The organism is Photobacterium pectinilyticum (assembly GCF_024357955.1).
Classification (GTDB): domain Bacteria; phylum Pseudomonadota; class Gammaproteobacteria; order Enterobacterales; family Vibrionaceae; genus Photobacterium; species Photobacterium pectinilyticum.
Window position 1 is genome coordinate 57,381 of record NZ_JANEYT010000027.1, and the last position, 8,192, is coordinate 65,572.

At 44.9% G+C, this 8,192-nt stretch carries 5 protein-coding genes; 2 read left to right on the forward strand and 3 right to left on the reverse strand.

The window, feature by feature from the left end:
* Window positions 1-3: 3 nt before the first annotated feature.
* The 3 genes from NHN17_RS13145 to NHN17_RS13155 form a co-directional block, all read right to left on the reverse strand.
* Window positions 4-990, reverse strand: a complete 987-nt coding sequence (locus NHN17_RS13145) for an AAA family ATPase (RefSeq protein ID WP_255043017.1) — start codon at window positions 988-990, stop codon at window positions 4-6.
* 107 nt (window positions 991-1,097) lie between these two features.
* Window positions 1,098-3,413 carry a multiheme c-type cytochrome gene (locus tag NHN17_RS13150; RefSeq protein ID WP_373689563.1) on the reverse strand — a complete coding sequence of 772 codons (2,316 nt, stop codon included), beginning with the start codon at window positions 3,411-3,413 and terminating at the stop codon, window positions 1,098-1,100.
* A gap of 139 nt (window positions 3,414-3,552) precedes the next feature.
* On the reverse strand, window positions 3,553-5,100 hold the full coding sequence (locus tag NHN17_RS13155; protein WP_255043019.1) for an arylsulfatase: 1,548 nt from the start codon (window positions 5,098-5,100) through the stop codon (window positions 3,553-3,555).
* 345 nt (window positions 5,101-5,445) lie between these two features.
* Between NHN17_RS13155 and NHN17_RS13160 the strand changes: the two genes are divergently transcribed.
* Together NHN17_RS13160 and NHN17_RS13165 are read left to right on the forward strand one after the other, a co-directional pair.
* Window positions 5,446-7,011, forward strand: a complete 1,566-nt coding sequence (locus NHN17_RS13160) for an arylsulfatase (protein ID WP_255043020.1) — start codon at window positions 5,446-5,448, stop codon at window positions 7,009-7,011.
* Between the two features lie 462 nt (window positions 7,012-7,473).
* Window positions 7,474-8,133 (forward strand): LysR family transcriptional regulator, encoded by a 660-nt coding sequence (locus tag NHN17_RS13165; RefSeq protein WP_255043021.1) that lies wholly within the window; start codon window positions 7,474-7,476, stop codon window positions 8,131-8,133.
* Window positions 8,134-8,192: the final 59 nt, after the last annotated feature.

An 8,192-nucleotide genomic window follows, 5' to 3' on the forward strand; every position in this document is an offset into this window, starting at 1 on the left:
CGGTTATCCGATTTCTACATGGTCGAGCAACTCCTCGACAATCCTCAAATGGTTTATCCCATCAGCAAGGGCATCATAGGTAAGCGTAAAACGGTGCCCCAACACCATTGGCGACATGGCGCGAACATCATCGGGCAAAACGTGATCACGACCTTGCAACCAAGCGTAGGCACGAGCACATTTATCAAGGGCAATGGAGGCTCGGGGACTTGAACCAACCTCAATCCATTTAGATAAATTCGAATTGGGGTAACGCTCTGGCTTACGCGTTGCCATGACTAAAGCAACAATGTAGCGCTCAACCAGATCAGAGACGGTGATATTGGGTAGTTGGCGGCGAGCTTCCAAAACAACATCAGGATTGATATTGTCTTGCAAATCGTTGTTTGGACTAGTGACAATTGCTCCCAGCTCTTCACCTCGAACTAAGCGGATAATATCCCGTTCGGCCTCGTCTTCTGGGTATTCAACCGTCACTTTCATCATGAAGCGATCCATCTGCGCTTCCGGTAACGGGTAGGTACCTTCTTGTTCCACCGGGTTCTGAGTCGCTAACACCATAAACAACTCAGGCAATTGATGGGTCGTATCACCGACGGTGATTGTTCCCTCGGCCATTGCTTCGAGCAAAGCTGCTTGAACTTTTGCCGGTGCACGGTTCACCTCATCGGCAAGAACAATGCTATTAAAAATGGGCCCCGGCTGAAAATGCAACTGAGGCTTACCATCGAGATCTTGATAAATCTCCGTACCCGTGACATCCGAAGGCAAAAGATCAGGGGTAAACTGAATACGACCAAAGTCAGTACTCAACAAATTCGCCAATGATTTAACCGAGCGTGTTTTCGCGGTACCTGGTAAGCCTTCCAACAAAACATGACCATTGGCCAACAAACCTATTACTAACGCTTCCACCACATGGCGCTGGCCAATCACACTTTTCTCTGTTTGCTCAATAAGTCGATTAATCGCCTGCTGTGCTTGATTCATGACTTACCCTCATCGGTTAATTCTTTCGCTGTATCTAATGACGCTATCTTACCTGCAAGACTAATAACTAATAGTTATAAAGGCCATTACAGCTTAAGCCGAAAAAACTAATTGCGGACCTGTAATTTCAATTGACTAACCACTTCAGGCGGTACAATTTTGCCCAACTGCTGAGTGCAACGCTCAAAGTCACTAGCCACTTCACCTTGCTGATAATTCCGTGCTAGCACTTCACATTGGGCATAGAGGTGCTGCGGATTACCGCTAATACGAAATGCGGCAGACAACGCTTTACTGGACGCTAACACATCGGTTTTTTCCAACGCCAAACCGTAGACATACCAATAGTGAGGATTATCTGCAGCCATCTCGGCAGCTTGTTTCAAATAGCCGTTAGCTTGCTTTGTTTTTCCCACACGCAAATAGGCTAAACCAGCACTGTATGGCAGCACACTGTCATTGGGTTGTGCCTTTATCCCTTGCTGCAACACTTCCAGCGCTAAACCTTCTTGCTTTTGGTTACGATATAAATCAGCTAAATTGACATAGCTATTAGCAAAATAAGGTTCAATCTCGATAGCCCCTTGATACCATTCAATCGCTTCATCCATTTCCCCCAGCGCACGATAAACATTGCCAAGGTTGGTCCGGCCAAAACCTCTGTCTGCGTTAAATTTCTGTATCTCTATATACTCTTGTAAAGGCTTATTTAGGCTACTTCGTTGCTGAATATTCATCTGCGACCAGTACCCAACCAAGGCTCCTGCCGTTTCTGTTCTCACTGATAGGACAGGGTCATTTAGCAAAGGGGAGAGAATTTGCCAGCGCTCAGGCCAACCGTAGCCCGATGACCCTTCAATAGCACCTAACCTTATAAACTCACTATCATTTTTTACTGCCCTGGCTATAGCGACCAAGGTGTTTTGCCCCGTATTTCCCGCTATTCTGGACAATGCCGATGCTCGAATAATATCGCTTAAACTGGCATCTTGTGCTGTATACGAAAGAGCATCTGGCGCCGCATTATGGCCAATGCTATCGGCATAGAACGCCACACCGAAGTGTTGTTGACGGTAATCAGAATCGGGAAAGTGCTTCACTAACACCTCGTCTGCCCATTGATTCGTTTTATCCTCGTGACATCCCGTACAGACATTTGGCGTATTGATATGCTTACTTAAATCTGGCCGTGGCACATGCCAGCTGTGATCGCGCCGAGGATCAACCTGCATGTAAGTCGTTTCTGGCATGTGGCAAGTCGTGCACTTAGCTGCTTCTGTGCCAGCATCATGAAGGGTGTGCTTGCTTGATACATACTTAGGAGAGACATGGCATTGGCTGCAAACCGCTTCTTCTGGAATTTTCAACTGAGCCGTATGAGGATCGTGACAGTTGGTACACGTTACCCCTTTCTCGGCCATTCGTGATTGCAAAAATGAGCCATAGACATAATCTTCATCGTAAATTTGGCCATCAGGATAATAAAGTTCAGGCGTGATAAGACTCAGCCGATATTTATCCAAAAACGATCCTTTAACATGACTTGCCGACTCATTAAGCTGTGTACGCCGACTGTGGCACTGGGCACAGGTTTGCAACTGATCCGTTGGATGTATAGATTTTGGTTGTAGGGTTTTATGACCGTCAAGGAATACCCACTCTTTGACCGCTTCACTGAGGTCTCGATCAAAGCCCATTAAGGTATTTGCATGTATCAGTTCATTCGAATCAGATGTGGTTAGTTTATCACTGGATTTCGCGATGTATTCAATATGCGCGCTTGCAGGGCCGTGGCAGGCTTCGCAGCCAACATTGATTTCAGACCACGTAGTATCATAAGAATCTGACTTTTCATCGTAATTTTTTTTGAGATTGGTTGAGTGACAGTCAGCACACATGAAATTCCAATTTTGACCAGCATTGGTCCAATAGAACTCATCTACAGGCGTTGTCTCTGGATAGAGATGAAACCAGCGTTGGCCGCCCTGCTCTGGTGGACGAGAATCCCATGCGAAGGGAATTAACTGTACTCGGCCATCGGGAAATTCAACCATGTATTGCTGTAAAGGGTAAACGCCAAAAGTATAGCTAATTTTAAAATCCGCGAATTGTTGATCGGCACCTGCTATATGGACCCAGTATTCTCCTTCTTTCTTGAAGAACCGGTTTGTTTTTCCATTATGCTTCAGTGTCTCATCAGAAAAGTTGCCTAAAACAGAGTCTGCAGCAGCATGCTTCATTGCCATTTCATGATGCGAACCTCGCCATGCTTTCACCTGTTCATCATGACAATCCATACAGGCTTCACTACCCACATATGTTGATGTTTGCCCCAATACAGGTTGACGAATCAATAGAACAACCAAGAGTCCTAAAAGTACGATGATACATCCGCTGTACCAATTTAACCGTGCCATAACCATCCTTGATTGAAGTAAGTTCTCTGACATAAAGATAGAGTACGAAAAACAAAAAAGGGCTCCGAAGAGCCCTATTTATCCAAGTGATATCACAGTTCTCGCTGAACCTCGTAACTGAATGCCACTTGGATATAAAAACATCTTATTTATTTTGAGGTTGTTGGAGCTTTTCCATTACCTGGTCAAGCGAGAAGCTAGCGGCTTTTTGCCTCGGCGGGAACTCCTTAAATGTCTCAAGGAACTTGGACACATAGGCTTGCGCAGGTACTAGCATGAAGGCACGGTCTAGCATCCAGTCGTAGTATGTATTGGAGGTAATATCAGCCACTTCGTAAGGATCCATTCTGAGGTTGAAGATCTTCGGTACACGAAGCGGTGTAAAAGGTTCAGCCCAAATACGCAATGTCCCTTTAGCGCGCTGCTCCAAGAACACAATCTTCCAATTATGGAAACGAAGTGAGCTCAAGTCACCATCATCGGTAAAGTAGAAAATTTCCTCACGTGGACCGACATCAACTTCACCCGTCAAATAAGGCAAGAAATTGTAACCATCAAGGTGAACCTTGAACTTCTTGTCACCCGCTTGATAGCCCTCTAGCAACTTCTCTTTGATCTGATCATCACCGGCGGCAGCAACCAAGGTTGGCATCCAGTCCATATGGTGCATTATTTCGTTTGAAATACTGCCTGGCTTGATTTTGCCAGGCCAACGCACCATAGCAGGTACCCGATACGCCCCTTCCCAGTTGGTGTTCTTCTCACCGCGGAAAGGCGTTAACCCAGCATCCGGCCAAGAGTTCATGTGCGGGCCATTGTCGGTAGAATAAAAGACGATGGTGTTATCCTTTATACCAAGGTCATCTACCTTTTTCAGTAGCGCACCAACATGATTATCATGCTCTACCATGCCGTCGGCATAAAAACTAATCCCAGTTTTACCCGAGTTTTCCTCTTTAACATGAGTACGGAAATGCATACGTGTGGCATTCCACCATACAAAGAACGGTTTTTCCGCTTTCACAGCACGATCCATAAAATCTAGCGCCGCATCTAACGTTTCTTCATCAACCGTTTCCATGCGTTTACGGGTTAGCGGACCGGTATCTTCAATTTTGCCGTCCGCGTAAGATTTGATAACGCCACGAGGACCATAGTTTTTACGGAACTCGGGATCTTTCGGGTAGTCGACATTTTCAGGTTCTTCTTCAGCGTTGAGGTGATAGAGATTACCGAAGAATTCGTCGAAACCATGGGACGTTGGTAGATGTTCATCTTTGTCGCCAAGGTGATTCTTACCAAACTGCCCTGTCATATAACCGAGGGGTTTTAGCATTTCGGCGATCGTCGCATCTTCCGCCTGCAAACCGAGATCTGCACCGGGTAGGCCTACCTTACTTAAGCCTGTTCTCAATACAGTTTGTCCAGTAATGAAGGTAGAGCGACCAGCAGTACAGGATTGCTCACCGTAATAGTCGGTAAACATCATCCCTTCTTTGGCAATGCTATCTATGTTTGGAGTCTGATAGCCCACTAACCCAAATGTGTAAGCACTGATATTGGTTTGACCGATGTCGTCTCCCCAAATAACCAAAATATTGGGTTTTTCTGCTGCGATACTGCTGCTTGCTACACTGGCCAGCAGTGTTGCAAGTATCATTAATCTGCTTTTGAAGCCTTTTCTCGCTGTCATATCAACCTCAGTCACTAAGAATAAATGGCGTCCTGCAACAAAAATTAATAGCTCACAATAGGTAGTTCCGCGACTCTGATTGATCTAAATCAAGTATTTTTTTGCTCATCTAAAGGTTCAAACCGTCAAATTATGAAGTGACTGAGATCACATTTGCGCCTCGGTGCCTATTATTGAGCAAACTCATAAATCATCTATAAAGCAGAACTTTAGCTAACGTAATTAACCAAAGGTTATAACCGCTATAAAGCGACAAAATCCGCGTATTGCCAGAAACTTAGCGCAACAACAAATAAGCACATCTTGTGCTGAGTAAAAAACTCTCTAAATTTGAATGGAGTTAATATGGCAAACCACGTAAGTAAACTGGCTGTCGGTCTTGGGGTTCTCGCAACGTCAAGCGCTGCTGTTGCAGCTGAGAAACCAAATATTTTGGCGATTTTCGGTGATGATGTCGGTTACTGGAATATCAGTGCATACAATCAAGGTATGATGGGTTACGAGACCCCGAATATCGACCGTATCGCCAATGAAGGTGCCCTATTTACCGACCACTACGGTCAGCAATCTTGTACCGCAGGTCGTGCGTCGTTTATTACGGGCCAAGAACCTTTCCGTACAGGCTTATTAACGATTGGTATGCCAGGCTCCACCCACGGTATTCCTGATTGGGCACCCACTATTGCTGATCTTCTGAAAGAACAAGGCTATGTGACTGCGCAATTTGGTAAAAACCACCTTGGTGACCAAGACCAGCATTTACCAACCGCTCACGGTTTCGATGAATTCTTCGGTAACCTCTATCACCTGAATGCAGAAGAAGAACCAGAAACTTACTACTATCCGAAAGATCCCGAGTTCCGTAAAAACTATGGTCCTCGTGGCGTTATCAAATCTTACGCAGACGGCAAAATTGAAGATACCGGCCCAATGACCCGCAAGCGTATGGAACACGCAGACGAGGAGTTCCTTGAAGCGTCTCTGGCCTTTATGGAAAAAGCAGTGAAAGCCGATAAGCCTTTCTTTATTTGGCATAACACCACACGTATGCACGTTTGGACTCGCCTGCAGAAGAAATACCAAGGAAAATCTGGGATCAGTATCTACGCCGATGGCATGCTAGAGCACGATGACCACGTCGGTATCTTGCTTGATAAACTTGATGAATTGAAGATTGCTGACAACACCATCGTTATCTATTCAACTGATAACGGTGCAGAAACGGTAACTTGGCCTGATGGTGGTGCAACGCCATTCCATGGTGAGAAAGGCACCACTTGGGAAGGCGGCATGCGCGTTCCTCAGCTAGTTCGCTGGCCGGGCGTTATCGAATCAGGTTCGCGCATCAATGAAATGATGGCTCACCAAGATTGGCTGCCAACACTAATGGCCGCTGCTGGTGTTCCAGACGTGAAAGAAAAATTGGCTGACGGCTATAGCGCTAACGGTAAAGATTGGAAAGTCCACATCGATGGCTACAACTTCAAGCCTTATTTTGAAGGTAAAGAAAATAAAGGCCCTCGAGAATCTTTGCTTTACTTCTCTGCTAACGGTGAACTAAACGCTGTTCGTTGGCACGACTGGAAGCTAAACTTCGCGGTAATGGAAGGTAATATTTCAGATGCTATTCGTTTCGAGCAGAACTGGCCACAGATTATTCACCTTCGTGCTGACCCATTTGAGAAAGCACCGCACGAATCTGGTATGTACATGCGCTGGATGGCTGACAACATGTGGTTGTTTGTTCCAATCCAAGACGTGATTGGTGATTTCTTCAAGACCTTGCCTGATTACCCAATGCAGCAAGGGCAGTTGATGAACCCTGCTTCGATTAACTACCAGTCAATGGGGCTGAAAGACAAAATGCAGCAACTTGATGCGCTTCAGCAAAAAGTAGAAACGATGAAGTAACTACCTTCCTTTCGGATAAGATCAAAACGCCCGCTATTTCATGAATGCGGGCGTTTTCTTTTATTGTTTGAGGGAGGTTTGCTGTGTTCAAGGTAGACTCGCTCTAAAAACCGTTCCCTTACATTACGCAGGTGATTGGCACTCTTCCTTAGCACGAGATCTCGAGTCCTTTTGTTATCCAAGCTCACAGCTTGAACTCCTCATTACAATAGCTGCAGCAATAAATCTGCTTGTAGATCAAGCGCTGCCACCAGCTCCTTTTTATACTTACGACTATCTTATGTTTACACGTGTTGGCCATTTCTTAGGTGTATCTTAAATATCATAATGGGATAACGAGTATAAGAACCCTGAATAATTTATAAACAGCACCCATAAGAACAATTCGTTCCATTAACTAGAACAGTAACCCTGATGCTTCTTGCTAAAATAGAGCATTAAGTCACGATTCTGGTCTGCGGCATGAAAACAGAAGATATTAAGCTATTCCACAAGGTTGTTGAATTCGGCTCACTAACCGAAACAGCTAAGTGGCTAGACCTACCAAAATCCAACATTAGTCGTAGGATCAAACAATTAGAAACAGATTTAAATACTAAGCTTTTTCATCGTCACAGCAGGCATATCACACTCACGGCAGCAGGTAACAAATTCTATCGTTCAAGCCTGCCTATCATGGAGCAACTTGACTCAACCATATCTCAGCTACAAAGCCCAGATAGAGAGTTATCGGGCAAATTAAAAATCATGATTTCACCGATTATGATGAACATCGGTAAAATGGTGTTTGACTTTATGAAACTTCATCCAAATGTCGAAGTCGAAATCATAAGTTCACCTTACGAACAAGATCTCGTCAAAAATGATATTGATGTTGCTTTTCGTCTTGCTGCTGAGGTAACAGAAGAAAACCTCGTCGGCCGTGAAATAGGCCGTGAAGTTTATGGACTATTTGCGTCCCCACACTATTTATCTAAACATGGTGAGCCTAAAACTCTCGACATGTTAAGCCACCACCCTTTAATTACTTATCGTTTTAGTAATGGACAGGTATACAACAAACTACCATTAGACAATGGTCAATACATCCAGCTTAAGTCTGGACTAAATAGCTGTTCCTAATAGTAGATCTCTCAGGGAAGGGAACTCAGTCCAAATTGTGCGATCTGATCAGTTACCAC